We start from the raw sequence: 24,138 nt of genomic DNA, 5'->3' as shown, positions 1-24,138 counted from the left end.
ATGCCCAATGCTGCGGAGAAAATTGCTCACATTGAAGCTGCGCTCCGGCACCGCTTCTTTCCGCTGGTGCCGGAACGCGCTCAGCGATGGACGGTTGAACAGCACGAAGTTGATCGTTGTTCACGTTCGCTCGCGGCCTATGCATTGTGCGGAATGTGCGGGATCGCGGATGCGACCGCCGCTGGCGCACTGGTCGACGGAAGTGATGATGGCGGGATCGACGCGCTTTATTTCGATCGCGCGCGGCAACGGCTCATCGTTGTCCAATCAAAGTACAAGCGCCCCAACAACGCCGATAATCCGCAGGGAACAGGCCCAAATCAGGCCGAGACACTCAAGTTCATAAATGGCACCAAGGCGCTCATGGAGCGGCGCTTCGACGGGTTCAATGCGGCGGTCAGGAACCGCCTGGACGAAATAGAGGAAGCCCTCGACACGCCGGGCGTGAAGATCTGCCTCATTCTGCCATTCCTCGGCGAGGCGTTGGACGTTCATGCGAAGGCGGATCTCGACGCTTTCGTTGCTCAATGGAACAACCTTTCGGACTGCATGAGCGCCGCCGTTGTCGGCATCGCGCAGACCTATGACTGGATGGTCGCCGAGCAGGCAAACCAAGCCGTCGACGTCCGTCTCACCCTGGAGAAATGGTCGAGTGTGACCGCGCCGCGGAAGGCGGTCTATGGGCTGGTGAAAGGCCAGGACCTTGCGGCGCTCGTGACCGAGCATGGAACCGCGCTCTTCGAACGCAACATCCGGCACTATCTCGGTTCGGTCGGTGTGAATGTCGCGATTGAGGAAACGGTGCGACGGCGGCCGGAAGACTTCTTCTACCTGAACAACGGCATCACGGCTGTCACGGCCGCTATCACGCAAGCGCCTGGCTCCGCCGATCGTTGCGTCTTTGGGCTGGCGGCATTCTCCATCGTAAATGGTGCTCAGACGGCCGGCTCGATCACGACAGCGTCGCTCGCGGCGGCTATCTCTGAAAACGCGAAGCTGCATATTACGATCATCGAGGTTCCGGATCCGACCGATGATTTCGCCGTGCGCGTGACGCGAGCCCGCAACTACCAGAATCAGGTGCGGGGCGTCGATTTCGCCGCTCTCGACCCTAACCAGGAGCGAATACGACAGGAACTCGCGGCGGTCGGTATTCGCTACCATTATCGACCGTCTGCGGAATCCCGGATTCGGCAGGACGATGCGTTCACGCTCGAAGAAGCGGCACTCGCGCTGGCATGTCTTGCATTCGTCGTTACGGACGGGCAGCGGAGAGGCCATCGTGGGCAGAATGCGGTCGACTTCGTCGTCATAGCCAAGCGCGAGATCGGTCGCATATGGGAACAGGAAGGTGCGATCTATTCCAATCTTTTCCCGGCATCGATATCCGGCATTCGGATCTGCCGGCTCGTCCGCATCTATCAGTTCATCGACCGCATTCTGGCCGGGAGTGAGCGGGCCGAGACGGCCTATGACCGCCGGATGTTTTTCCGACACGGCCGTTACTTCATCATGGCCTTCGTCGCCCATCGTCTGCCAAGGCTCATTGCGAAAGCTGCCCCCGGCCTAACCGCCGAAGAGGAGCGCGAGATATCGCAGGAGACCAATCATCTGTCGGAGGTGATCTTCGCGACTTCCCGAGCGATGCAGGTTGATCGTGGCTTTCTCGCCATCTTCCGAAATCTCACCGACGCGCAGCCGCTTGCCGAGAAGGTCCTCCTTCGTCTGGCGGAGCTGGATGCCGCTCAGAACCAACAGGCTCCTGCCAGCGCGGCTGCGCCGGTAATCGCCGCAGCCGCCACGGATCAAGCATGACCAAAAAACAAAAACTCGAACTGACCTGGGTGGGAAAGGAGAACCGGCCGCGGCTGGAGCCGCGCATTCTGCTGGAGGATCCGGAGAAGTCGTATCACGCGAAGCATCGCGTGACGGATGCGGACATCTTCGACAATCGGCTGATCTTCGGCGACAATTTGCTCGCGCTGAAGGCGCTGGAGCAGGAATTCGCCGGCAAGGTGAAATGCGTTTTCATTGACCCGCCTTACAACACCGGCAGCGCGTTTGAGCATTATGACGATGGCCTGGAGCACTCGATCTGGCTTGGATTGATGCGGGATCGGCTGGAAATAATTCGGCGGCTGCTATCGGACGATGGTTCTATTTGGGTGTCACTGGATGACAACGAAGCGCATTATTTCAAAGTGATGGGGGATGAAGTTTTTGGGCGCAGAAATTTCGTCGCAACAGTTATATGGGAAAAAAAATATTCACCAGGCAACAACGAAAAAGGAATATCCGCTACCCATGATTACATTTTTTGCTGGGCAAAGGACAAGCAAAAATGGAATTGGAACCTTCTTGGGCGCACGGAGAAGCAGGATAAGCTGTACAAAAACTTGGATAATGATGCACGCGGACCGTGGATGTCGGACAATCTAACGAGAGCGGAATTTCGCGAACGTGATTTTTATCCAATTTCGACCCCGTCTGGCAAATCAGTCTACCCCGCATCGGGAAGGAGCTGGAGCAGACCTCCGGAAGAAATCGAACGTTTAAGAAATGATGGCCGACTTTGGTTTGGCCCGAAAGGCGATTCCGGTCCGCGTCTTAAGAGATTTCTCTCAGAAGTGCAGCAAGGAACAGTCAGTCGAACAATTTGGACTAGAGGCGAAGTGGGGGACAATGAAGAAGCAAAGAGAGAAGCGAAAACCCTAGCGGAGCCTACCTTCCAGACCCCCAAACCAGAACGGCTTGCCAAACGTGTAATCGAGATAGCCACTAATCAAGGTGACATTGTTTTGGATTCTTTCGCTGGCTCCGGTACGACCGGTGCCGTCGCCCACAAGATGGGCCGGCGGTGGATCGCGGTAGAATTGGGGGAGCACGCACACACCCACATCATTCCTCGCATGAGGAAAGTGATCGACGGCGATGACAAGGGCGGCGTGACGGAGGCCATCGGCTGGCAGGGCGGCGGCGGGTTTCGCTATTTCAAGCTCGCCCCGTCGCTTCTCGAAAAGGACAAATGGGGCCGCGAAGTCATCAGCAAGGCCTACAATGGCGAGATGCTAGCCGAGGCGCTGTGCAAGATCGAGGGCTTCACCTATGCCCCGAACGACAGCGTCTATTGGCAGCACGGCACCTCGACCGAGCGTGACTTCATCTATGTGACGACACAGACGCTTTCGCCGGACCAGCTCGACGCCCTGAGCGAAGAGGTCGGCGAGGAACGCACGCTGCTCGTGCTCTGTGCGGCCTTCCGCGGCAATATGTCTGCCTGGCCGAACCTGACGGTGAAGAAGATCCCGAACCACATTCGCGAGCGCTGCGAATGGGGCCATGACGACTACAGCCTCAATGTCGAGAACCTGCCCAAGGCACCGCCAACGCGAGAAGCTAAGCGATCCGCGCTGAAAACGACCGAGAAGGCGCTGTCCCGCTCCGCCTCCCAGCCGGGCCTGTTCGATCTCGGGGGAGACGACCAATGAACCGTCAGGTCAACGCCATCGCCGGCCGTCTCAGCTTGCGCGCCCCGCAGCGGCAATCCCTCGAAATTCTCGATCGCGTCACCGAACTGGTGCCGTCGCGAAAGGATTCCGATCTGGAGGCGGCGCTCGCGGCGATTCGAGCTGAGTTTCCGAGCGTCACGGATTTCGAACGCGACTTCCCGAGCCTGTGTTTCGCGCTGGCGACGGGCGTCGGCAAGACCCGGCTCATGGGCGCGTTCATCGCCTATCTGCACCTGGCGCACGGCCTCAACAATTTCTTTGTGCTCGCGCCGAACCTGACGATCTACAACAAGCTGATCGCCGATTTCACGCCCAACACGCCGAAATACGTCCTGAAGGGCATCGCCGAGTTCGCAATCTCGCCCCCGGTCATCACAACGGGCGACAATTTTGAGCGGCAGATCGCCAGCGGCGGCAATCTGTTCCCGGTCACCATCAACATCTTCAACATCTCCAAGATCAATTCCGAAGTGCGCGGCGGCCGCAGCCCACGCATGCGCAGCTTCCGCGAGGAAATCGGGAACAGCTATTTCGATTACCTCGCCGCACAGAAGGACCTCGTCCTGATCATGGACGAGTCCCACCGCTACCGGGCGACCGCGGGCGTACGCGCCATCAACGAGTTGAAGCCGGTCATGGGGCTCGAGCTGACCGCGACCCCGTTCGTAGAGACGACACGCGGACCAGCGCCGTTCCAAAACGTGATCTTCGACTATCCGCTCGGCCGCGCCATGACTGATGGCTTTGTGAAAGAGCCCGCCGTCGTCACCCGCGAGAACTTCGTCGCGACCGGCAAATCGCCAGAGCAATTGCAGCAGATCAAACTGGAAGACGGCGTGCGCCTGCACGAAAGCGTCAAGGTCGAATTGGAGACCTATGCGCGACAGGTCGGCGAGCGGATCGTCAAGCCCTTCATGCTGGTGATCGCGCGCGACACCACGCACGCCGCTGAGCTGATGACGCTGGTCAAGTCCAACGCCTTCTTCGACGGGCGCTATGCGGACAAGGTCATCCAGGTCGATTCCAGCGTGAAGGAAGAAGAGACGATCGAAAGGCTGCTGAAGGTCGAAAGCCCCGATGAGCCGACCGAGATCGTCATCCACGTCAACATGCTGAAGGAAGGCTGGGACGTCACCAACCTCTACACGATCGTGCCGCTGCGCGCCGCCAATGCCCGAACACTGATCGAGCAGTCGATCGGGCGCGGCTTGCGTCTGCCCTATGGCCGGCGGACGGGTGTCACCGCCGTCGACCGGTTGAACATTGTGGCGCATGACCGCTTCCAGGAAATCGTCGACGAGGCGCGCAAGCCGGATTCGGCCATTCGCCTCCAGCAGGTCGTCCTGACCGAAGGCGAGTTGCAGCAGAAGACAGTCACCGTCGAGTCCAGGCCTCAGCTCGCCGCCAAGCTAGGCCTGCGCTCCGACGCGCCGGCCACCGGGGTGTCTGGTTTCGAGGAGGCGCCGGCCGAATTCACGCACGAAGAGCAGCAGGTCGTTCGGATCGCCTATGATGTGATCCGCAAGATGGAGACCGAGCCATCGCGCCTGCCCAGCGTCGCACACCTACAGAAGCCCGAGGTGCAGGCAGCGGTTCTGCGCGAGGTCCAAAGCCAGTATCGGCCTGCCCAGTTGGAGCTGGATGGGATCGCCCAGCAACCCGATCTCACCGCCATCGTCGCCAAAACCGTCGAGCTGGTCGTGCAGCAGACGATCGATATTCCCCGTATTCTCGTCACGCCGAAGGGCGAAGTGAAATCCGGCTTCCATCACTTCACGCTCGACCTGTCCCGCATGCGGTACGAAGTGCCCAATGAAACGCTATGGGCAGCGCATTTGCGGACCGGGCAAGTCGACCGCATCGGCCTCGGCGCCGGCAATATCGATGAGCAGCGGTTGGAGGACTATGTCGTCAGCGGCTTGATCGACTTCGATGACGTGGCCTACGACGAGCATGCCGATCTGCTTTACGATCTTGCGACCCAGGTGGCGAACCATCTGTTGGCAACACATCCAGAGGACGGCGTTCGCAAGATCCTGCGTCTCCACAGACAGGAGATCGCTCGTTTTGTTCATGCCCAGATGCAGAGTCACTTCTGGCAGGACACCGTGGTGGAGTACGAGGTCGTCGTTACGCGCGGGTTCACCGAACTGCGGAAGAGCGCCTACACCGCCGCAGCGGGCGAAGCGCCGCTCGATTTTCGTCAGTCCCCCGCAGACAAGACCAATATGGCGCGATACCTGTTCGGCGGCTTCCAGAAGTGCCTCTACCCCACCCAGAAATTCCAATCGGATGCCGAGCGAAAGCTATCGGTCATCCTCGATCGGGAAGCGCAAAAGTGGTTCAAGCCAGCGCGCGGGCAGTTCCAGTTGTTCTATCGCAGCGGTACCGACCTTCAGGAATATCAGCCGGACTTCGTGGCCGAGATGGATGACTGCATCTTGATGCTTGAGCCGAAGGCTTCAAACCAGATGACCGATCCGGACGTGCTGGCAAAACGTGACTCAGCGCTCGAATGGTGCCGGCACGCCAGCAACCATGCAGCGAGTTATGGTGGCAAGTCCTGGCACTATGCCTTGATCCCGCATGACGCGATCGCGGAGAACATGACGCTCGTCGGTCTTCTAAAGCAGTTTGGAGAGACGAGATGAGCATCCCCGACTACCAGTCGCTCATGCTCCCGGTTCTCCAGATTGCGGCGAAGGGGGAGACCTCCGTGCCGCTTGCGGAAGTGGAGATCGCCGCGATGTTTGCGCTCCCCCAGGAGGAGCGCGACCAGATGCTCCCGAGCGGCAAGCAGCGCGTTCTGCACAACCGGATCCATTGGGCCAAGTTCTACCTGACGAAGGCGGGGTATCTGGAATCCCCCAAGCGTGGCCGGTTTGCCATCACTCCCTCGGGAACAGCTTTGCTCGCGAACCCGCCCACCAAGCTGGATACCCAACACCTGCTTTCCGTGCCGGCGTTCCGCGAGTTCTACCGGGCCGATCAAACTGAGGAGACAGTCGGCGCGACGACGCAAGGTGCAGCGCCCAGTGCGACACCCGAGGAAGTGATCGAGGCAGCGTTCAACGCCACGCAGGCCGCGCTCCGAACAGAGCTTTTGGAACGCATCCTCCAGAATGGGCCGGGCTTCTTCGAGGGGCTGATTGTCGATCTTCTCGTTGCCATGGGCTACGGCGGTTCGCATCGAAATGCGGCGGCCCAACTCGGTCGAACCGGCGATGGCGGTGTCGACGGCATCATCAACGAGGATATTCTGGGCCTTGACCGCGTTTATGTGCAGGCCAAACGCTACACCCCCGGCACATCCGTTGGTCGTCCTGACGTCCAGGCGTTCACAGGTAGCTTGGTCGGGCTCGGTGCGACGAAGGGCGTCTTCGTCACGACCTCGACGTTTTCTCCGCAGGCAGTCGAATTCGCCGCACGCATCCCACAACGCATCATCCTGATTGACGGGAAGAGGCTCACCGAACTCATGATCGAGCACGGCGTCGGCGTCCGATCGAGCCGCGTGCTGGAGTTCAAGCGTATCGACGAGGACTTTTTTGCCGAGGAATGACCGGCACGGTTGCCGCATTTCGAGGTCTTGCGTTCATGCCCAGTGCCTTCGATCTCCCTCTCTCGATGAGCAAAGAGAACGCTGGCCGCCGCCGCGGCGCGGTCTCGATAAATTCTCTCTCCTGTTCGTTCAACCACCTCGGCCGCTCACAGACGGAAAGGCCACTCAACGGGCCTGTTCAGATGCCGCGCATTCTCGACAAGGTCTGGGAAACCGCCTGAGATGCCCGCTTCAAGCTGCCTGGGATGGATATGCGGAGATTGCTCGCATCATACGCCGCAAATTTCGCGGTGATTGTCCTTGTCCATGCGGAGAAAGAAGACCATATTCACCGCGAAAGGTGCGGTGAATATGGTCTATATCCACGAGTTGGAAGATTGGCCACGGTTCAGGTGGGCGGAGGCAGTGATCAGCGGCCCGCTGGCAGCCGTTCGTCATCGCCAGGGCCGGCTGATTGGTCGCATGGAGGCGCTCGGCTTCGATCTCCGGACCGAAGCAGTTCTCGTCACTCTGACCGAGGACGTGGTCAAGTCGAGCGAGATAGAGGGCGAAAAGCTCGACAAGGAGCAGGTGCGCTCGTCGATCGCCCGGCGCCTCGGCCTGGACATCGGCGCGCTCACTCCGGTCGATCGAAATGTCGAAGGCGTGGTCGAGATGATGCTCGACGCCACGCAGAATTATGCCCGGGCACTGACCGAGACGCGGCTATTCGACTGGCATGCCTCACTCTTTCCGACAGGGCGAAGCGGCATGACCAGAATCGCCGTCGGTGCCTGGCGCGACGAAATTTCGGGTCCCATGCAAGTGGTCTCTGGTCCCTATGGCCGCGAGCGCGTGCATTTCGAGGCACCGAATGCGGGACGATTGCCTGAGGAGATGGCGGCCTTCCTCGCCTGGTTCGAGAGCGGAAAAAGCATCGATCCTGTGCTGAAGGCGGCCATTGCCCATCTCTGGTTTGTCACGATCCATCCCTTCGAGGATGGCAATGGACGGATCGCCCGGGCGATCGCCGACATGGCACTCGCTCGCTCCGAGGGCAGTCCGCAGCGCTTCTACAGCATGTCGGCCGAGATCCAATTGGAACGGAAGAATTACTACACCGCGCTTGAGCGCACGCAGAAGGGTGATCTGGATATCACGGAGTGGATCACTTGGTTCCTGGCCTGCCTCGATCGGGCTATTGACGGAGCCGAGGCGGTTCTTGGCAAGGTTCTACACAAGGCCAGCTTCTGGGGCCGATTGGAGGGGCAGTCGTTGAGCGATCGGCAGCGTGCGATGATTAACCGACTCCTCGACGGCTTCGAGGGCAAGCTGACGTCATCGAAATGGGCCAAGCTCACGAAGGTGTCGCCGGACACGGCCCTGCGTGACATCAACGATCTCGTGCTACGGGGGGTTTTGGTCAGGGATGACGGCGGCGGGCGCAGCACGAGCTATTCGCTCGCGCCCAGCTGATTCGAATCCGAGCCCTATGGAGGCCGACATTTTGCTCCGGATTCGTGTTGCTCGCACTCCGGGTTTCCTTACGTGGATGGAGTGATGAAACCTCTGCCATATGCGGAGTTTGCCGAGGAAACCTCACAGTGCCACCTACATTTCCGAACTACGATAATTGGTCATATATGAACGACAATCTGGATATATCATTCATATATGGAGGATTGCGTGAGCTCCCCAAAGGCGAGGACCGCCCTTAAAAGGCTTGGAAACGACGTTCGCGGCGCGCGCCTGCGCCGGGGCATCGCCGTAGCCGATCTGGCGGCGCGTGCCGGTACCTCGCCCAGCACGATCGCGCGGCTCGAAAAAGGTGATCCTGGTGTTGGTATCGGTGTACTCGCCGGCATTCTCGTAGTTCTGGGGCTTGTCGAGCGCTTGGCCGACCTCATCGATATCCGTAAGGACGATTTGGGTCTGGCGCTCGCCTCTGAACAGTTGCCACAGCGCGGAAGGACGTATGCGGCGAAGCTGCGCAAACAGATTGCGCGCGCCCCTGAGGAGAGGGTCGGGCAAAAGGACATCGTCGACCCGGACGGCGCGGCCTTCTGATGCCTGAATTGGGCACCTGTCGCGCCCAGACGTCGTCGCGTGGTGTTTCGTAGTCAATCGCGGACTTTTGAGATTGGATCTGGCCATTTCTCCCGCACTTCGTATATAATACGAACGAAGAGATTGATGCCGCGCACCGCGCCACATTTATTGTGGAAAATCAATTGCGTATGAATCTGACGGTATATTTGACGGTAATCGTCAATTTCTTGTCATTACAACGATATGAATTTCAAATATTTACCGCCTTGATTGATCATCGAGTGGGAATGAACTAGGGTGGTTTCAGACCATCCCGCGCCGTGCCGGAGATCGCCCGCCTCCCACTGATTGGTGAGGGTTATTTTTCTTGTCCCGTATCGCTGCATGTCACAGTGCCGCTCGGGCAATCGGTGAGCGGGATGAGCGTTTTTTCAGTCCATAAGATGTGAAATCTCACCTGCAACGTCTGCAGCGGTCTGCCTGAGCAGCTTCAACGTCTGCACGGTTCTGCGCGCACCAGTCTCTCCAAGGAAGAACATGTGGTTGCCCGGCAGCGTCGCGCTCAGCCGCGCGGCGACGGTCCTGACGTGCTCGACCAGCGCCGCCCATGTCTCGGCGGAGAGCGCGGCGAGCTTGTCCGGTTGCGAGAAAACGAAACCTTCGCAAAGCTGCTGGGTGATGTAGACGCCCCATGTGGAGCGGTCCGTGAGCGCGTGGCGGGCGTCGATCGCAGAGGCATGCGTCATTAAGGCGAGCGGCGGAAAGGCGCGATACTGCGCGGTGCCGACCTCGCGCGCGTCTGCGGCCGGGTCGGGAACGAACGCTTCGTCCCGGTAGCGCATGGCCGATGCCGCAAGCCCGACCGGGAAATCGCCGGTCATCTCGCGGGCGAACACGTCGGCATCGAGCACCACGTGGCCCGCCGCCGCGTTCTGATCCGCAAGGCAATGGAGCAGCCAGTCGAGGTAGGCGCCCCTGATCGCGGCGAGGCCGCTTTTGGCTGGCTTCAGGTGGTCGAGGCCGGGCAGGGTATTGGGAAGCGCCGTTGCGGCGGCCATCGCGATGAAAAGCTGGATGCCCTTTCCCCGGCCGCGCAGCGCGGCATGAAGCGGCTCGGCAATTCGCCCCGCCATGCTCCAGCCGAGGACGATGGCGTTGGCCGGCAGGCCACTGCGGTTGATGTAGCGGGCGATGATCTCGGCGCTCTGCTCAGCCCAGTCGGTGACCGAGAACTGCGGGAATGCGGCGTCGAACACCCCCCTGCTGTCGATGGGATAGGACAGGACCAGCGAGGGAAATCCGTCCTCATGCAGCCAGTGGCAAAGGAAATCGGCGGCCCTTCCTCCGGGCGGTCCATAGGCGATGCGGCCGAGCACCCCGCCTCCTGTGACGAACACTACGAGGGGAAGGCCCTTCCGCCCCGGCTCGAACCGCACCAGAGCCGGGTAGCCGGCCGCCTCGGTCAACTCCTCGCCCGGATAGAGCATTGGGGATCTCGTCTGTGCTTCCGCCGGAGCGCGCCATGTCGCGCCCAAGGCTATACCGAGCGTCGCGACTTGACGACGATTGAGGTCCAATACCGCCATTGTCGAACGCTCCATGTCCCACCGGTCGCCGGGGCCCATCAGCCCACGTTGCGGCGCGTCGCATAGCCCGCGGGCAGATCCTCGGGCGCGCAGGCGATGACGCTTTCGTCGTCGCGGCCGCACTCCTCCACGAAGGTGATGTCGGCGAACTCGTCGACGAGCATGGTCGGATAGGTCGGCCCCGCATCGCGATACTGGCGCATCAGGTCGATCTTTTCGTTCTGGAAGCCGATGATCTTCTTCGGTTCCTCCTCGATCCAGCGCGGAAAGAAGGTGGCGCCGTGGGCGCGGTTCTCATTGAGATTGTAGGCGACGCTCACGCAGGTGCCGGTCGGCTCGTGCCAGGAGACCTTGTACACGCCGTCGGCGAGGCGGACGATGTGGACCTCCTGGCCCTTCACCCAGCGCCCGCCGACCATGCCGCCATGCACGCGGTAGTCGATGGTGCGGTCGTTCTTGAAGTACATCTCATACTGCCAGCCATTGGCATAAGTATAGATGATGTGCTTGCCCACGAAGGCGGCGATCTCCGCCGTATGGGTGGAGTCGAATGCGTCGGTCATGGCTGTCCTCTCTCCGGCGCCGGGCTGATGCCCGGACCAGATGCTGTTGACGTGGGATGGATGGGGACGCTTACGTGAACCCGTACTCGCTCCAGCGCCGCCGCACGCGGTCGACGATCTCCGCCGGATAGCCGTGGCGGAACGAGGCCCGCATCGGCAGGGCTTCGCCCCATTCGTCGGGCGGCAGGCAGTTGTAGACGATCTTGCCCGTATGCCCCGAGGCCTTCTCGCTCCTGCGGAGATAGGCGAGAAGCGGCGCGGCCTCGATGTCGTCGAACACGGCATGGCCCAGCAACGGGTGGCAGCGGGTCGCGAAGGCCCAGACCAGTTCCTTCAGGTCCGTCGGATCGACGTCGTCATTGAGCACGATCACCTTGGGGATCACCGCCCCCGCCTTGCTCGCGAACACCGTCTGGCCGATCCGCCGGCACAACGCCTCGCTCTCGCCGACGCCGCTCCGGCGGCGCCAGTCGCGCGGAACGGTGACCACCAGCCAGTGCAGCGCCGACTGCAGCGGGATCCAGGCCGTGGTGGCCGGGATGCCGCTTTGGCGTAGGTCGTGGAGGAGCTGAGCCGAACTGGGCAGGCCCCAGGCGGTGTGGTTCTCCTCCACCGGTTCGCCGGCGACCACCACCGGCAGGATGGCGTTGTCGCGATGGCTGATGGCGGAAACCCGGTAGGTGGGCCGGCGCGCTGGCGTATCGAGAGGGATGTAGCCGGCGAACTCGCCCATGGGGCCTTCCTCGACGAGTTCGTCGAGATGGAGGTGTCCCTCGATCAGGATCTCCGCGCTGGCGGGAGCGTCAAGCTCGACCGTCCTGCACCGCACGGTCCTGATCGCGCGCCCCATCAGCGCACCGAGGCGCCCGCTCTCGTTGACATGGGCCGGCAGCGGCATGCCGCAAATGAAGGGAATGGAGGGCTCCACCCCGAGCGCCAGCGCGAACGGCATCGGCTTGCCCATGTCCGCCCAGGCCTTCGCCACCATGCCGAGGTGCTGCTCCGGCGCCACGATGCCCGAGAGGCGCGTGCCGTCGACAACCATCATCCGGGCGATGGACCAGTTGGTCCAGGCGGCGTCTGGCGTGCGTGCGACGATGCAGCCGAAGGTGTTGAGATAGCGCCCGCCGTCCCCATAGTGCAGCAGCGGCGCGGGAAGCGCGGCGAGATCCACCGCGTCCCCGGTGAGCATGTTCTCGAACACCGGCGCATCGTCTACGACCACCGGGTCGATGGGCGGCTTGTCGAGGCTCGCGGCAATGGCCTCGGCGATCGCAAGGCCGCCGGTGGTCGGCGGCAGCTCCAGCGCGACGGCAACGCGAACGAGTTCCATGCCGGGCTGCGCGCTGGTGCCGCCTGGAGCACCAAGGATGCGGAAGCGACCGGGGTGGTCGGAGAGAAGGTTGAACAGGGGCGCCGGCGCCCCTGTCTCGATGCAGAGCCGGATGATGGCACCAAGCTCCAGGTCGAGGGACACCGGTGCGTCGATCTCCTGGATTTCACCGAGGCTGCGCAGGGCCTCGATATAGAGGCGCAGATCGGTGAGGGGCATCAGGCGTCTCCCCCAGCGCGCGCGGCGGCGGGAGGAACTGCGTCCGGCTGGCTACCCCATCGATTGAACAGGCCTGCGTCGAGGTCGTACAGATCGAGCACGCGCCCGACGGTATGGTTCACCATCTCCTCCAACGAGGCGGGTCGGTCATAGAAGGCCGGCACCGGCGGGAAGACGATGGCGCCGTTCTCGGTGGCCTGCGCCATGGCGCGGATGTGGCCGGCATGCAGGGGCGTCTCGCGGAACATGAGGACCACCCGGCGGCGCTCCTTCAGGCAAACGTCCGCTGCACGGGTGAGCAGGCCGTCGGTGTTGCCGGTGGCGATGGCGGACAGGCTCCGCACCGAACAGGGGGCGACGATCATGCCCATGGTGCGGAACGAGCCGGAGGCGATGGCGGCGCCGATGTCGGCATCCAGATAGCTGAAGTCCGCCATGGCGCGGACGTCGTGCACCTTCAGCTCGGTTTCGTGGGCAAGGGTGCGCTCACCCGGCTTCGACATGACGAGATGTGTCTCGATGTCGAGGCTCCGCAGCACCTCGAGGGCGCGCAGCCCGTAGATGATCCCAGTGGCGCCGCTGATCCCGACGATCATGCGCCGGCGTGGCGCAGGAATGACGTGCTGTTGCATGGCGTGCGTCCGGTCCCGGTTCGATAGAACGGAGCCTAGCCAGCCGGGCCAGAGGCCTCATCGTCAGAACTGTCTATGCGGGACGCGGGCCGACCGAACACCCTTCAACGCCGTTGCGGAACGAGTGCGCCGAGGGTCGCCATGGTGCGCTCGAAGTCGCGCAGATTCTCTGCATCCGACTTGCCCAGGATCGATCGGATCTGGCTGCGGACGGTCATGAGCGAGACACCGCGTCCGCGCGCCACATCCTCGGCGCTGGCACCGCCGGTGAGCGCGACGGCGACCTCCGCCTCGGCGCGGCTGAAGCCGAACATCTCGCACAGCATGTCCGCCTGCGGTACCACCTTGCGATTGAGCGGCCGCAGGAGGATGAGGGCCAAGGGCTCCCTGGCATCGCCTTCGTCCCGCCCGCTCACGTCATTGGCAAGGCCCCGCGGCGCCGGGGCGACCGTCAGCGCGGCGATGGCGCCGTTGCGCGAGGTGACACGCATAGCACCCCCGGAGCCCCCTGAAGTGGAGGAGGCAACGAGCTTACGGAGCATGCCGGCCTCTTCGCGGGACATGGCCGCGAGGTACACGCCACTGCCGGCATAAGGGCCCGAGCGCATGGAGAACAGACCGGAATCGGGACCGGCCAGATACCTGCGGGCGAGATCGTTGATGAAGCGGATCTTCAACCCCGCATCGACGACGCCCACGCCCACGGGAAGCGCGTCCAGGGCGGCCCGTGTCAGGGCCACCGCCTCGTCGTCCCGCCCCAGCCGCGCGCGCAGCTCGATGGCGCGCTGCACGTGCGGCATGAGCGTCTTGAGCAGGCGGACATGGGTTTCGTCGAATGCTCCCGTGTCGTCGCCGCGGGACACCAATATCGGAGTCGCCTCCGTGAGGCCGGCCATGCCGCCGATCACATGACGACGCTCGTGATGTCGCGCAAAGTCGAAGTAATATTCGCTGCGGAGGAGTTCGGTTTCGGCGACCAGCTCGGCGCCGAGCTTCGCGTTGCCGAGGTGGTGAGCCCGCGCTGTCGCAAAGTCGTAGCGGGCCTTGGCAGCATAGGGGTCTCTGGCGTGGAAATAGGCCGAATATGCGGTCTCGCTGCCGTCGGCAGGCATCAGCAAGTTGCGAGCCCCTCCGGGACCTCCGAGGACCAGCAGGGCGCGCCGGGCATCCATGATCCGGCAAATCCGGTCGCCGACGTCGAACCAACTGCCGTCCCCGGCGCCGGCCTGGTAGATAGCGCCGACGCAATCGGCGAGCTCGCGCTCCGTGTCTTTCACGCTGGGGCAACCTTGAAGGTAGCCGGAAGATGCCAGAGAATTGCAAGCCTTACAACGCATCCTGACCTAGAGGAGGGAGTGCGGCTAAGGCGGCGTTACCCGGGTCCTCCGCTCTTCTTTCAAGTCGAACACCAATCTTGGGTACCTCACCACTTCTGTTGATGTGCGTTCCAATGCCGTAGCGATAGGCTGACGTCCCATAAGCCCACGCCGGGCGGCCCATTGGCCACCGACGGATCTGTTTCAGGGACGATCACCAGATCAGGCCGTTTACCGCATCCGGCTGATAGCCAGAGGTGACGTGAGGGAGACCTGTCGTCATGGACGCTGCATTCCTCGATTTGAGCGTCCCAACGCGCGACGCGGCCGGACACACGACGGTCGCGGATGAAGCGGACCTCATTGCGGTCCTGCAAGAGATCGTCGGTCGATCGCACGTCCTGACGAGTCCGGAGACGACGCGGCGCTTTCGCACCGGCATAAGGTTCGGTTCCGGCCCGGTGGTCGCCGTGGTGCGGCCCGGCTCGCTGGTGGAGCAATGGCGCGTGCTGGAGGCCTCTATCGCAGCAAACAAGATCGTCATCATGCAGTCGGCCAACACCGGGGTCACCGGCGGCTCGACCCCCGACGGGGACGATTACGACCGTGGCGTCGTGCTCATCAACACCATGCGTATCGAGGGCCTGCACTTGATCAACGACGGGACGCAGGTGGTTTGCCTGCCGGGCACGACCCTGTTCCATCTGGAAAAGGCCCTGGACAAGATCGGCCGCGCGCCCCACTCGGTGATCGGCTCGTCGTGCATCGGCGCGTCGGTGTTCGGCGGCGTCTGCAACAATTCCGGCGGCGCCCTGATCCATCGTGGCCCGGCCTTCACCCAGCTCGCTCTGTTCGCACGGCTGGATGAGGCGGGCAGCCTGCATCTCGTCAATCATCTCGGCATCGCACTGGGCAATGATCCGGAGACGATCCTCCGGCGGGTCGAGAGCGGCGATTTCACCCCCGCCGACATTGTCAACGACCCCGCCCGTGCCGCCTCAGACTATGACTATGCGGACCATGTGCGCGACATCGCGGCGCCAACCCCGTCCCGCTTCAATGCCGATCCGCGCCGCCTGTTCGAGGCCTCCGGCAGCGCCGGCAAGGTGATGCTCATGGCGGTGCGGCTCGACACCTTCCCGAAGGAGAAGGAACAGGTCGTCTTCTACATTGGCTCGAACCATACCGGCGAGCTCGAAGGCATCCGCCGCCATATCCTCGGACGCTTCAAGAATCTGCCGATCGAAGGCGAGTACATGCACCGGGACTCCTTCAATTGCGCGGAGGTCTATGGCAAGGACACCTTCGTGGTGATCAACACGCTTGGCACGGACATGATCCCGAGGCTGTACGCCCTTGAGGCGGCGTTCGACAATATCTGCCGGCGCTTCAGCTTCCTGCCGAAGAACCTCAGCGCCAAGATACTGCAGGCCCTGAGCCATCTCTTCCCGAAGCATCTGCCCCGGCGCATGACCGACTATCGCGACCGCTTCGAGCACTATCTGCTGTTGAAAATGGGGGACGACGGGATCGCGGAGGCGCGCGCTTACCTCAAGTCGATCTTCCCGTCGAAGTCCGGCGACTATTTCGAGTGCACGCCCGATGAAGGCGACAAGGCCTTCCTGCACCGCTTTGCCGCTGCCGGCGCGGCGATCCGCTACCGCGCGGTGCACGACCGCGAGGTGGAGGATATCGTGGCGCTCGACATCGCGCTGCGCCGCAACGACGAAAACTGGTTCGAGACGCTGCCCGCGGACATCGAGAAGCACCTGATCCGCAAGCTCTATTGCGGCCACTTCTTCTGCCACGTCTTCCATCAGGATTACATCGTGGCCAAGGGCAGCAATTGCGAGGAGATCGAGCACGCCATGTGGAAGCTGCTCGATGAGCGCGGCGCGGAATATCCCGCCGAGCACAATGTGGGGCATCTCTACTTCGCAAAGTCCGCAATGGTCGACCATTTCAAGGCGCTCGATCCCTGCAACACGTTCAATCCGGGGATCGGTCGCACCACCAAATGCGCGCACTGGATGCCGCGCGGACAGGCCGGTGCACCCGGCACCTTCCGGTGCGACGGCTGACCATTTGAAATACCAAGTACGGCGCACGCCACTCGGCAAGCTCCGGCAAGATCATTGGAGCGAACATGACGACCCGGACCGGTGGCGAGCTCATCCAGGATTTCCTTGAGACTTATGAAATTCCGTTTGTTTTCGGCAATCCCGGAACCACGGAGACGACCTTTCTCGCGGCGGTGGCGGCCTCGAAGGCCACCTATGTGCTGTCGCTGCATGAATCGAGCGCGGTGGGCATCGCCGCCGGCTATGCGCTGATCACCGGCAAGCCGTCCATCGTCAGCCTGCACACCTATCCGGGCCTCGCCAACGGCATGTTCAACATGCGCAACGCGCTCATGTCCGGCGTGCCGCTGCTGGTCATCAACGGGCAGCAGGATTCCCGGTTCCTCATCCACAATCCGGTGCTCGGCGCGCCCAATGTCCAGTTGGCGGAGACCGCCACCAAATATGCCTATGAGGTGACGCGCACGGACGATCTCGCCGTCGCCCTGCAGCGCTGCTACCTGCATGCACGGCTCCAGCCGACCGGCCCCGTCTTCCTCTCCATTCCCATGAACTTCATGCTGGAGGAGACCGAGCATACGACGTTCAAGAAGACGCGCATCATCGAGGATGTGGTGCCACGCTCCATCGGCGAGGTGGCGGACACGCTCAAGGCGTTGCCGGTGGGCAAGCTCGCCATTGTCGCCGATTATGCGGTGGGCGCGGCGCATGGCATCGATGCCATCAGCCGCATCGCGAGCGCCCTCGGCGCCGATATCTATGCCGCGCCCTTCCATGTGCAGGGCACGGTCGATCCGCTGCATCCGAACTTCCGCGGCCAGCTTCCTCCCACCACGAAGGCGATCAACGAGACGCTCGGTCGCTACCACACCATGCTGCTGGTCGGCGAGAAGGTCGACAGCTTCACCTATGATGGCCTCCAGGCCCTGCCGCCTGAATTGCAGGTCATCCAGATCGCGCCGGCGGCCAGCCAGCTGGGCTTCGACTTTCCCTGCGACATGGCGGTGCTCGGCGACATCCGCGCGACACTCGATGCACTGGCGACCGCACTCGGCGCCGACACGGCGCAAGCCGCCGCGCGGACGGTCGACGAGGCAGCTCTGGACGCGAAATATCCCGCTTCGGGAGCGCACGCGAGCGATGCGCTGATCCTGGCGGTGCTGCGCCATCTCGACCGGTCCACCCACGTCATCACGGAAGGCTCGTCCGAGGACGCCATCGTGCAGGACATGGCGGTGAGCCTCGGCTTCCGGAACGTGCATTTCTCGCCGCGTGGCGGCGGTCTGGGCTGGGCCCTGCCGCTGGGCGTCGGCATCGGCCTGGCGAGCGGCCAGCATGCCGCCTGCTTCGTCGGCGATGGGGGCAGCCTGTTCTCCATCCACGCCCTGTGGACGGCGGCGAAGTATTCCATCCCGTCCATCTTCATCTGTTTCGTGAACAACGAATACCGGCTGCTGAAGGACCTGTGGTGCAACGTGATGGGCACGACCATCGCGACCACGCACTTCGTCGGCCTGGACTTCAGCGATCCCGATGTAGACATGCGCAAGATCGCCGAGGGGTTCGGCGCGCGCGTGGAGACGATCGACGTTGTCGAGAGCGTCAGCGACGTGCTCGCCCGCGCGCTCGCGCATCAAGGTCCGAGTTTCCTGATCATCAATCGCGAGCCGTGAGCTGGCGGCGGCGCGGCGCCGCCCGCCGCATCCCATCGAAGCGAAATTGGGAGACATCCGTGTCCGGAGATTTCGAGAAAGAACTGACGCGGCGCGTGTGGACCGACGACGCGTTCGCCGCGCAGGTGGAGAGCGACCCGGTCGGGGCGCTCAAGTCCATGGGCGTCGCGGTGCCGGCCGGCGTCAAGGTGAAGGTGGTGGTGCAGCGGCGCGACCGTGTCTATTTCACCATCCCGCCCGCGCGCGCGCCCCATGCGCCGCCGGCGGCGACGCCGCTCAACCAGATGGACCTGTGGTCCAGCCAGGGCCTGTTCATCTGGCTCGTGCCCGTGGCCGCGAAATTCAAGCTGCTGGCTCTGCGCAATGCGGCCCGCACCGAGGGAGATCAGCCGTGAGCAATGCCGATTTCGTCGAGAAGAATTACGAGCGCATCGCCACCGATCCCGATTACCGCGCAAAGCTCCTCGCCGACCCCGTCGGTGTGGTCTGCGCGGAGTTCGGCTACACGCCGGGCCCGGATTTCAGGATCGAGATCGTCGAGCAGGTGGAAGACACCATCGTCATCATGGTGCCCCCGAAGCCGGAGGCCGGAGCGGACCTGGAGCAGGCGCTCACCGCGGTGACGGAACGGGTCTTCGACCTGCTCTTTTCGTCCGGCATCGGCGGCTTCTTCATCCCGGACGATAGGCAGAAATGGATGGTGCGCGAAATGCGCCTGGCCGCGCAGAAGAAGACCGGCCTCGACATCTCTCAATTGTAGGGCGCCCCGTGCCGCGGCCTGACGCGGCGGGCTTGGAAACCGGGGGAGAACGCACATGACGGCCAAGAACGGGAAGCCGGGCTTCTGGGATAATCTCATCGCGCCGAAGGGCGGCCTGTTCGGCCCGCAGCTCGCCGGCTGGACGCCGGGACGCGCCGCGAAGTCGGGCCTCGGCTGCCGCGTCCTCGCGGACCAGATGGTCGAGGTCGCCCCATCCGTCAGCCTTGCGGCCGATGTCTACGTGCCCAAGGCACCGGGCCGCTATCCGGCGGTCATCTGCTTCGCGGCCTATTCCAAGGAGTTGCAGGCAGCCGGCGTGCCGGCCGGCAACAACGAGACCGGCAGCCCGCCGATCTTCACCGATCGCGGCTATGCCCATGTCATCGTCACCCGCCGCGGCATGGGCCGCTCGGGCGGCGCCGATGCCGTCTATCTCAACGACACGGACGTGGAAGACCACGCCAAGGTCATCGCCTGGGCCGCCGCCCAGCCCTGGTGCGACGGGCAGGTGGTGCTGTTCGGCACCTCCTATTACGGGCTGACCCAGCCGCAGGTGGCGCGGCTGCGCCCGCTGGCCCTGAAGGGCTTCTTCACCAACGAGATGTGCACGGATTACTTCCGCCACATCGCCATGTTTGGCGGCGCGCCGCAGCCGGATTTCTTCTCGCTCTGGATGGGCGCGAACTTCACGCCCCTGCAGTTCAGGCTGTATCTGCCACCACTGCTGCGCGCGGTGATGAGCCACATCACCAACTCGCCCCTCAAGCACGTGTGGTGGCCACAGCTGAAGAAGCGCATGACGCGGATCATGAGGACCTTCCAGCGGGAGGTGCCGGCGCTCCAGACGCGCCGCCTGTTCGCCGCCCTCATGCTCGACGGCAAGACCCGGGCGACGAGCGTGCTGCCGTCCGGTCCGTCCGGCGCGCTGGGGGACATCGAGATGCCGTTCGTGGTGGTGCAGAATGCCGGTTACCTCAACCTGCACCAGTTCGGCGCCTACGACCTGTTCGAGAATGCCGGCACGCCGAAAGATCACCGCTGGCTCATCATCGGCCCCGCGACCTATGACCTGCCGGTCTATGCCTGGCAGTTGGAGGCGCTCGCCTTCTTCGACCATCTCGTCTACGGCGCGGACAACGGCTATGCCGCCCAGCCGCGGGTGCGATACTGGACGGAAGGCGCCAAGGAGTATCGCAGCGCGCCCGACTGGCCGCTGCCCGGCAGCACGGCGCTCCGCCTCTACCCAGCCTCCAATGGCGCCGACGCCGCAACCCACCGCCTCGACAACGCGCCGGGCGGGGGCGGGACGAACCGATGGGCGGCGGTGCCCCTCGGCGCCATCGTGACGGCGGGTTTCGACGAGGTGGAGACCCAGCGCCTCACCTTCGAGCTGCCGATAGAGGAGGAGACGGAGCTGACCGGCCCGGTGACGCTGAGCCTCTCCTTCAGCTCCAACGAGATCGATTCCTACGTGGTGGCCCGCACCGGCATCGTCTCGGCCGACGGCGGCTACCAGATCCTGTCCATGGGCGCGATCCGCCCTGCCTGCCGCAGGATCGACGCGGCGCGCTCTACTGCGACCGAGATCGCCATCGACATCGACCAGCCCGAGCCGCTCACCCCCGGCGTCCCGGTGACGCTGCGCTTCAGCCTCACGCCGCAGCCCGTGGTGCTGAAGCCAGGCGAGCGGCTGCGCCTCGACATCGCCAGCCGCACCGATCTCCTGCGCAGCGACGTCAGCCACGGGCACGCGCAGTTCGACATGCAGGTGCCGCCCTATTACGCGCGCAACACCCTCCATTACGGACCTGACACCTACATCGAACTCGCCCGGGCCGGCGAGTGCAGGAGCGATCTTTATGTCTGAAGCGACCCCCGCGCTCGTATCCACCGCGTTGAGCGGGTACGAACTGCTGGCCGACCCCCAGCTCAACAAGGGCACGGCCTTCTCCGAGGAAGAGCGCGACGCCTTCCATCTGCACGGATTGCTGCCGCCGCATGTCTCGACCCTGGACGAGCAGATCTACCGCGCCCTCCAGTCGCTGCGCCAGTTCGAGACCGATCTCGAACGCTATGCCTTCCTGCGCGAGTTGCAGGACATCAACGAGACCCTGTTCTACGCGACGCTGGTCGGGAACCTGGAAGAGCTGCTGCCCATCGTCTACACGCCGACCGTCGGCGCCGGCTGCCAGCAGTTCAGCCGCCTCTACCACAAGCCGCGGGGCCTGTTCCTCAGCATTCCGCACCAGTCAAGGCTCGACCAGATCTTCGCTCAGCCGCGCTTCGACGCGGTGGAGGCGATCGTCGTGACCGATGGCGAGCGCATCCTGGGGCTGGGAGACCAGGGGGCGGGCGGCATGGGCATCCCCATCGGCAAGCTCGCACTCTATTCGGGCTGCGGCGGCCTGCATCCGGCGACCACCCTGCCGATCCTGCTCGATGTCGGGACCGACAATGCCGACTGCCTCGCCGATCCGCTCTATGTGGGCTGGCGCCACGAGCGGGTGCGGGGGCAGGCGTATGACGACTTCATCGAGGCATTCGTCTCAGCCGTCATCCGGCGCTGGCCCAAGGTTCTCCTGCAATGGGAGGATTTCGCCAAGGGCAATGCGACGCGCATGCTGGAGCGCTATCGCGACCGGCTCTGCACCTTCAACGATGATGTCCAGGGCACGGCGGCGGTGGCGACCGGCACCTTGCTGGCGGCCATCAACGTCACCGGCGTGCCACTGACCGAGCAGCGGGTGGCAGTGTTCGGCGCCGGTTCGGCCGGCTGCGGCATCGCCGGCCTGATCCGCTCTGCCATGTGCGATGCCGGCTTGTCGGAAAGCGAGGCGGCGGCGCGCTTCTTCATGGTGGACCGTGATGGGCTTCTGACCGAAGACATGCCCGGCCTCGCGTCCTTCCAGGCGCCCTTCGCCCAGAACCGGGCGGCAATCGAAGGCTGGACGCTCGACCATCCCGACACGATTGCGCTCCTCGACGTGGTGCGCAATGCACGGCCGACCGTGCTGATCGGCGTCTCCGGCCAAGCGGGCGCCTTCGGCGAGCCGGTGGTGCGCGCCATGGCCGCGTGCAACCCGCGGCCGGTCATCTTTCCTCTGTCGAACCCCACCTCGCGCGCGGAAGCGACGCCGGCGGATATCGAGGCGTGGACCGACGGGCGGGCTCTGGTGGGCGTCGGCAGCCCGTTTCCCCCGCTCCTGCGCGACGGCACCCGCTTCAAGGTGGACCAGACCAACAATTCCTACATCTTTCCCGGGGTTGGCCTCGGCGTTCTGGCGGTCGGCGCCAGCCGCGTGACGGATGGCATGTTCATGGCGGCGGCGAAGGCGCTGGCAGATGCCTCGCCGGCGCGCGGCAACCCGAAGCACAATCTTCTGCCCCCGGTAAGCGCCCTGCGCGAGGTCGCGGCCAAGGTCGCCCTCGCGGTCGCGATGCAGGCGCACCGGGAAGGCGCAGCCCCCGACGTTCCGGTCGATCAGATCCAACAGCGCCTGCGCGCCAAAATCTGGACACCGCGTTACGTACTGCTCACCGCAAAGGGGGCATGACCGCCGCAGCCGCGCCGCGCGCGTCGACGCCGCGCCTTTATTGTTCGCAGACCGAATCGAGCCTCCTGACGAAGCCGTCCGAGATGGCGCGGATCGTTGCAGGAGTGGCGAACGCTTCCACATAGACGATGTTGGCGATCAGCGTACCGTCATAGACGGACACGGAGACATTCGGGAATTTCTTCATCCAGCCCAAGGCATACTCGAATCCGGTCACGGCCAACCGCTCGAGAGGCCAGTGAAACTGCACCGTCTGGATATCGGAAACATTGATGGCGACCGGCGCCTGCTGTGGGCTGCCGAATGCCTTGGGATAATTGATGTAGTCGTGAAAAATGCTGCCGTTGGCCAGTCCCTGATGGACATCGTCAAAGATGAAGCGGGCGATCTCGATCATGGGCCGGTCGAGGTCGGGGACGGGCGTGATGTGCCCGGTGATGGCGGTGAAGACCAGTTCGGGGGAAACGTGGGGCTCGAGCCGCCGGCGCATGTCCACCGATGATCGCATGAGAATCTGACGCGGGTGTCCGTCCGCGATATCACCTATGGCGAGCGCGAACGCGGCCAGCAGCAGCGCGTGCACGGAAGAGCCGGTGGCATGGCTCGCCTCCTTGATCCGATGCACCGCGTCCGCCCCGATCACGACCCGCTCGAGCCGATGGGTCACGGGGCCGCCATCATGGGGCGCGGCCATGGGAATCTCGGCGAACACTCCGGAATAGGAAGACGGCGGCGCATCCGTTCCAAGCGCCGCCAGGCTGCGGCTCACAGCTTCATCGACCGGGGTCGGGAACGGCTGCACGCCGAGGGCCGGGGCCTCGCCGCGCACGACGCAATCGCACATGTGGGCGAGACAGGAATGCAGCTCGATCAGCGAGATTGCGTCCGTGATCGCATGGGATGTGAGCATGAAGACATCGAGCGCGTCATCGGCGGCGATGACGTGGATCGCATAGAGCGTCTTCGAAGTGTCGAGGTCGGCGTTCAGCAGCTGGGCGTAGAGGGTCTCGGCGAAGCAGCTATCGGCGGGCGTCCAGCCCTCGATCGCCGATCGGTCATCGGACCGCTTCAGGAAATACCCGTCCTCGACCACCGAGCGCAGGATTCCATACCGCGCTTCGAGATGCGCGACGGCCGCCTCGAACTGCGCCCTGCCGATCGTTCCGGAGATGCTGCTGCGGCTCACCACGATCATGCGCGTGGCGATGTAGATCAATTCCGTTGGCGAGGCTTCGCGATACACGCGCCGATCCGCCGGGCCCTGTCCGGCCGGCGTCGCTTCATCGAGATCATTGTGCATGTGCGGCTCCTTTAAGCAGGTC

19 protein-coding genes are annotated in these 24,138 nt (G+C 63.5%); 13 read left to right on the top strand and 6 right to left on the bottom strand.

The features are described from left to right. From A37E_RS0113425 to A37E_RS0113400, 7 genes are all read left to right on the top strand, one after another. Complete coding sequence (locus A37E_RS0113425; protein WP_081837581.1) at positions 1-1,815, top strand: AIPR family protein; 1,815 nt, start codon at positions 1-3, stop codon at positions 1,813-1,815. Then, positions 1,812-3,488, top strand: coding sequence for a site-specific DNA-methyltransferase (locus A37E_RS0113420; protein ID WP_029557060.1), 1,677 nt, complete (start codon positions 1,812-1,814; stop codon positions 3,486-3,488). The genes A37E_RS0113425 and A37E_RS0113420 overlap by 4 nt, the downstream gene beginning before the upstream one ends. Continuing rightward, positions 3,485-6,160 (top strand): DEAD/DEAH box helicase family protein, encoded by a 2,676-nt coding sequence (locus A37E_RS0113415; RefSeq protein ID WP_029557059.1) that lies wholly within the window; start codon positions 3,485-3,487, stop codon positions 6,158-6,160. The genes A37E_RS0113420 and A37E_RS0113415 overlap by 4 nt, the downstream gene beginning before the upstream one ends. Beyond that, positions 6,157-7,071: a restriction endonuclease gene (locus tag A37E_RS0113410; RefSeq protein WP_029557058.1), complete on the top strand. Its 915-nt coding sequence runs from the start codon at positions 6,157-6,159 to the stop codon at positions 7,069-7,071. The genes A37E_RS0113415 and A37E_RS0113410 overlap by 4 nt, the downstream gene beginning before the upstream one ends. Further along, positions 7,068-7,292 (top strand): hypothetical protein, encoded by a 225-nt coding sequence (locus tag A37E_RS26915; RefSeq protein ID WP_156026317.1) that lies wholly within the window; start codon positions 7,068-7,070, stop codon positions 7,290-7,292. The genes A37E_RS0113410 and A37E_RS26915 overlap by 4 nt, the downstream gene beginning before the upstream one ends. Before the next feature lie 130 nt (positions 7,293-7,422). Further along, positions 7,423-8,526, top strand: a complete 1,104-nt coding sequence (locus tag A37E_RS0113405) for a Fic family protein (protein ID WP_029557057.1) — start codon at positions 7,423-7,425, stop codon at positions 8,524-8,526. 210 nt (positions 8,527-8,736) lie between these two features. Beyond that, a complete protein-coding gene (locus tag A37E_RS0113400; protein WP_029557056.1) occupies positions 8,737-9,117 on the top strand; it encodes a helix-turn-helix domain-containing protein in 381 nt (126 codons plus the stop codon). Positions 9,118-9,530: 413 nt separating this feature from the next. Here the strand turns inward: A37E_RS0113400 and A37E_RS0113395 are convergent, their stop codons facing one another. The 5 genes from A37E_RS0113395 to A37E_RS0113375 all read right to left on the bottom strand — a co-directional run bounded on the left by A37E_RS0113395 (position 9,531) and on the right by A37E_RS0113375 (position 14,709). Continuing rightward, entirely contained in the window at positions 9,531-10,586 is a 1,056-nt protein-coding gene (locus A37E_RS0113395; protein ID WP_029557055.1) for a hypothetical protein, read from the bottom strand. Positions 10,587-10,723: 137 nt separating this feature from the next. Further along, on the bottom strand, positions 10,724-11,248 hold the full coding sequence (locus tag A37E_RS0113390; protein ID WP_029557054.1) for a phenolic acid decarboxylase: 525 nt from the start codon (positions 11,246-11,248) through the stop codon (positions 10,724-10,726). 70 nt (positions 11,249-11,318) lie between these two features. Continuing rightward, positions 11,319-12,800 (bottom strand): UbiD family decarboxylase, encoded by a 1,482-nt coding sequence (locus tag A37E_RS0113385; RefSeq protein WP_029557053.1) that lies wholly within the window; start codon positions 12,798-12,800, stop codon positions 11,319-11,321. Further along, complete coding sequence (locus tag A37E_RS0113380) at positions 12,800-13,432, bottom strand: UbiX family flavin prenyltransferase (protein ID WP_081837580.1); 633 nt, start codon at positions 13,430-13,432, stop codon at positions 12,800-12,802. The genes A37E_RS0113385 and A37E_RS0113380 overlap by 1 nt, the downstream gene beginning before the upstream one ends. A 104-nt stretch (positions 13,433-13,536) precedes the next feature. Continuing rightward, positions 13,537-14,709, bottom strand: a complete 1,173-nt coding sequence (locus A37E_RS0113375) for a PAS domain-containing protein (RefSeq protein ID WP_156026316.1) — start codon at positions 14,707-14,709, stop codon at positions 13,537-13,539. 320 nt (positions 14,710-15,029) lie between these two features. On the opposite strand from A37E_RS0113375, the gene dld reads away from it, so the two are divergent. The 6 genes from dld to A37E_RS0113345 all read left to right on the top strand — a co-directional run bounded on the left by dld (position 15,030) and on the right by A37E_RS0113345 (position 22,816). Next, on the top strand, positions 15,030-16,829 hold the full coding sequence (gene dld / locus A37E_RS0113370) for a D-lactate dehydrogenase (RefSeq protein ID WP_051679007.1): 1,800 nt from the start codon (positions 15,030-15,032) through the stop codon (positions 16,827-16,829). A gap of 65 nt (positions 16,830-16,894) precedes the next feature. Continuing rightward, on the top strand, positions 16,895-18,502 hold the full coding sequence (locus A37E_RS0113365) for a thiamine pyrophosphate-binding protein (RefSeq protein WP_029557049.1): 1,608 nt from the start codon (positions 16,895-16,897) through the stop codon (positions 18,500-18,502). A gap of 59 nt (positions 18,503-18,561) precedes the next feature. Continuing rightward, positions 18,562-18,897, top strand: a complete 336-nt coding sequence (locus A37E_RS0113360) for a hypothetical protein (protein ID WP_029557048.1) — start codon at positions 18,562-18,564, stop codon at positions 18,895-18,897. After that, positions 18,894-19,262, top strand: coding sequence for a hypothetical protein (locus tag A37E_RS0113355; RefSeq protein ID WP_029557047.1), 369 nt, complete (start codon positions 18,894-18,896; stop codon positions 19,260-19,262). Before A37E_RS0113360 ends, A37E_RS0113355 begins: the two co-directional genes overlap by 4 nt. Before the next feature lie 55 nt (positions 19,263-19,317). Continuing rightward, entirely contained in the window at positions 19,318-21,129 is a 1,812-nt protein-coding gene (locus A37E_RS0113350) for a CocE/NonD family hydrolase (RefSeq protein WP_029557046.1), read from the top strand. Continuing rightward, positions 21,122-22,816, top strand: coding sequence for an NAD-dependent malic enzyme (locus tag A37E_RS0113345; protein ID WP_029557045.1), 1,695 nt, complete (start codon positions 21,122-21,124; stop codon positions 22,814-22,816). Before A37E_RS0113350 ends, A37E_RS0113345 begins: the two co-directional genes overlap by 8 nt. Positions 22,817-22,853: 37 nt before the next feature. Here A37E_RS0113345 and A37E_RS0113340 read toward each other — a convergent pair whose 3' ends face one another. Continuing rightward, positions 22,854-24,116, bottom strand: a complete 1,263-nt coding sequence (locus A37E_RS0113340) for a hypothetical protein (RefSeq protein ID WP_029557044.1) — start codon at positions 24,114-24,116, stop codon at positions 22,854-22,856. Positions 24,117-24,138: the final 22 nt, after the last annotated feature.

Origin of the sequence: Xanthobacter sp. 91 (assembly GCF_000702385.1) — a bacterium.
Lineage (GTDB): Bacteria > Pseudomonadota > Alphaproteobacteria > Rhizobiales > Xanthobacteraceae > Xanthobacter > Xanthobacter aminoxidans.
This window is presented reverse-complemented; position numbering and strand designations above follow the sequence as displayed.

Bases quoted from the DNA above. Each gene is read 5' to 3' on its own strand.
- A37E_RS0113415 (WP_029557059.1), top strand. From the start codon at position 3,485: ATGAACCGTCAGGTCAACGCCATCGCCGGCCGTCTCAGCTTGCGCGCC.
- A37E_RS0113420 (WP_029557060.1), top strand. From the start codon at position 1,812: ATGACCAAAAAACAAAAACTCGAACTGACCTGGGTGGGAAAGGAGAAC.
- A37E_RS0113390 (WP_029557054.1), bottom strand. From the start codon at position 11,248: ATGACCGACGCATTCGACTCCACCCATACGGCGGAGATCGCCGCCTTC.
- A37E_RS0113425 (WP_081837581.1), top strand. From the start codon at position 1: ATGCCCAATGCTGCGGAGAAAATTGCTCACATTGAAGCTGCGCTCCGG.
- A37E_RS0113410 (WP_029557058.1), top strand. From the start codon at position 6,157: ATGAGCATCCCCGACTACCAGTCGCTCATGCTCCCGGTTCTCCAGATT.
- A37E_RS0113405 (WP_029557057.1), top strand. From the start codon at position 7,423: ATGGTCTATATCCACGAGTTGGAAGATTGGCCACGGTTCAGGTGGGCG.
- A37E_RS0113380 (WP_081837580.1), bottom strand. From the start codon at position 13,432: ATGCAACAGCACGTCATTCCTGCGCCACGCCGGCGCATGATCGTCGGG.
- A37E_RS0113395 (WP_029557055.1), bottom strand. From the start codon at position 10,586: ATGCTCTATCCGGGCGAGGAGTTGACCGAGGCGGCCGGCTACCCGGCT.
- dld (WP_051679007.1), top strand. From the start codon at position 15,030: ATGGACGCTGCATTCCTCGATTTGAGCGTCCCAACGCGCGACGCGGCC.
- A37E_RS0113350 (WP_029557046.1), top strand. From the start codon at position 19,318: ATGACGGCCAAGAACGGGAAGCCGGGCTTCTGGGATAATCTCATCGCG.
- A37E_RS0113340 (WP_029557044.1), bottom strand. From the start codon at position 24,116: ATGCACAATGATCTCGATGAAGCGACGCCGGCCGGACAGGGCCCGGCG.
- A37E_RS0113345 (WP_029557045.1), top strand. From the start codon at position 21,122: ATGTCTGAAGCGACCCCCGCGCTCGTATCCACCGCGTTGAGCGGGTAC.
- A37E_RS0113385 (WP_029557053.1), bottom strand. From the start codon at position 12,800: ATGCCCCTCACCGATCTGCGCCTCTATATCGAGGCCCTGCGCAGCCTC.
- A37E_RS0113365 (WP_029557049.1), top strand. From the start codon at position 16,895: ATGACGACCCGGACCGGTGGCGAGCTCATCCAGGATTTCCTTGAGACT.
- A37E_RS26915 (WP_156026317.1), top strand. From the start codon at position 7,068: ATGACCGGCACGGTTGCCGCATTTCGAGGTCTTGCGTTCATGCCCAGT.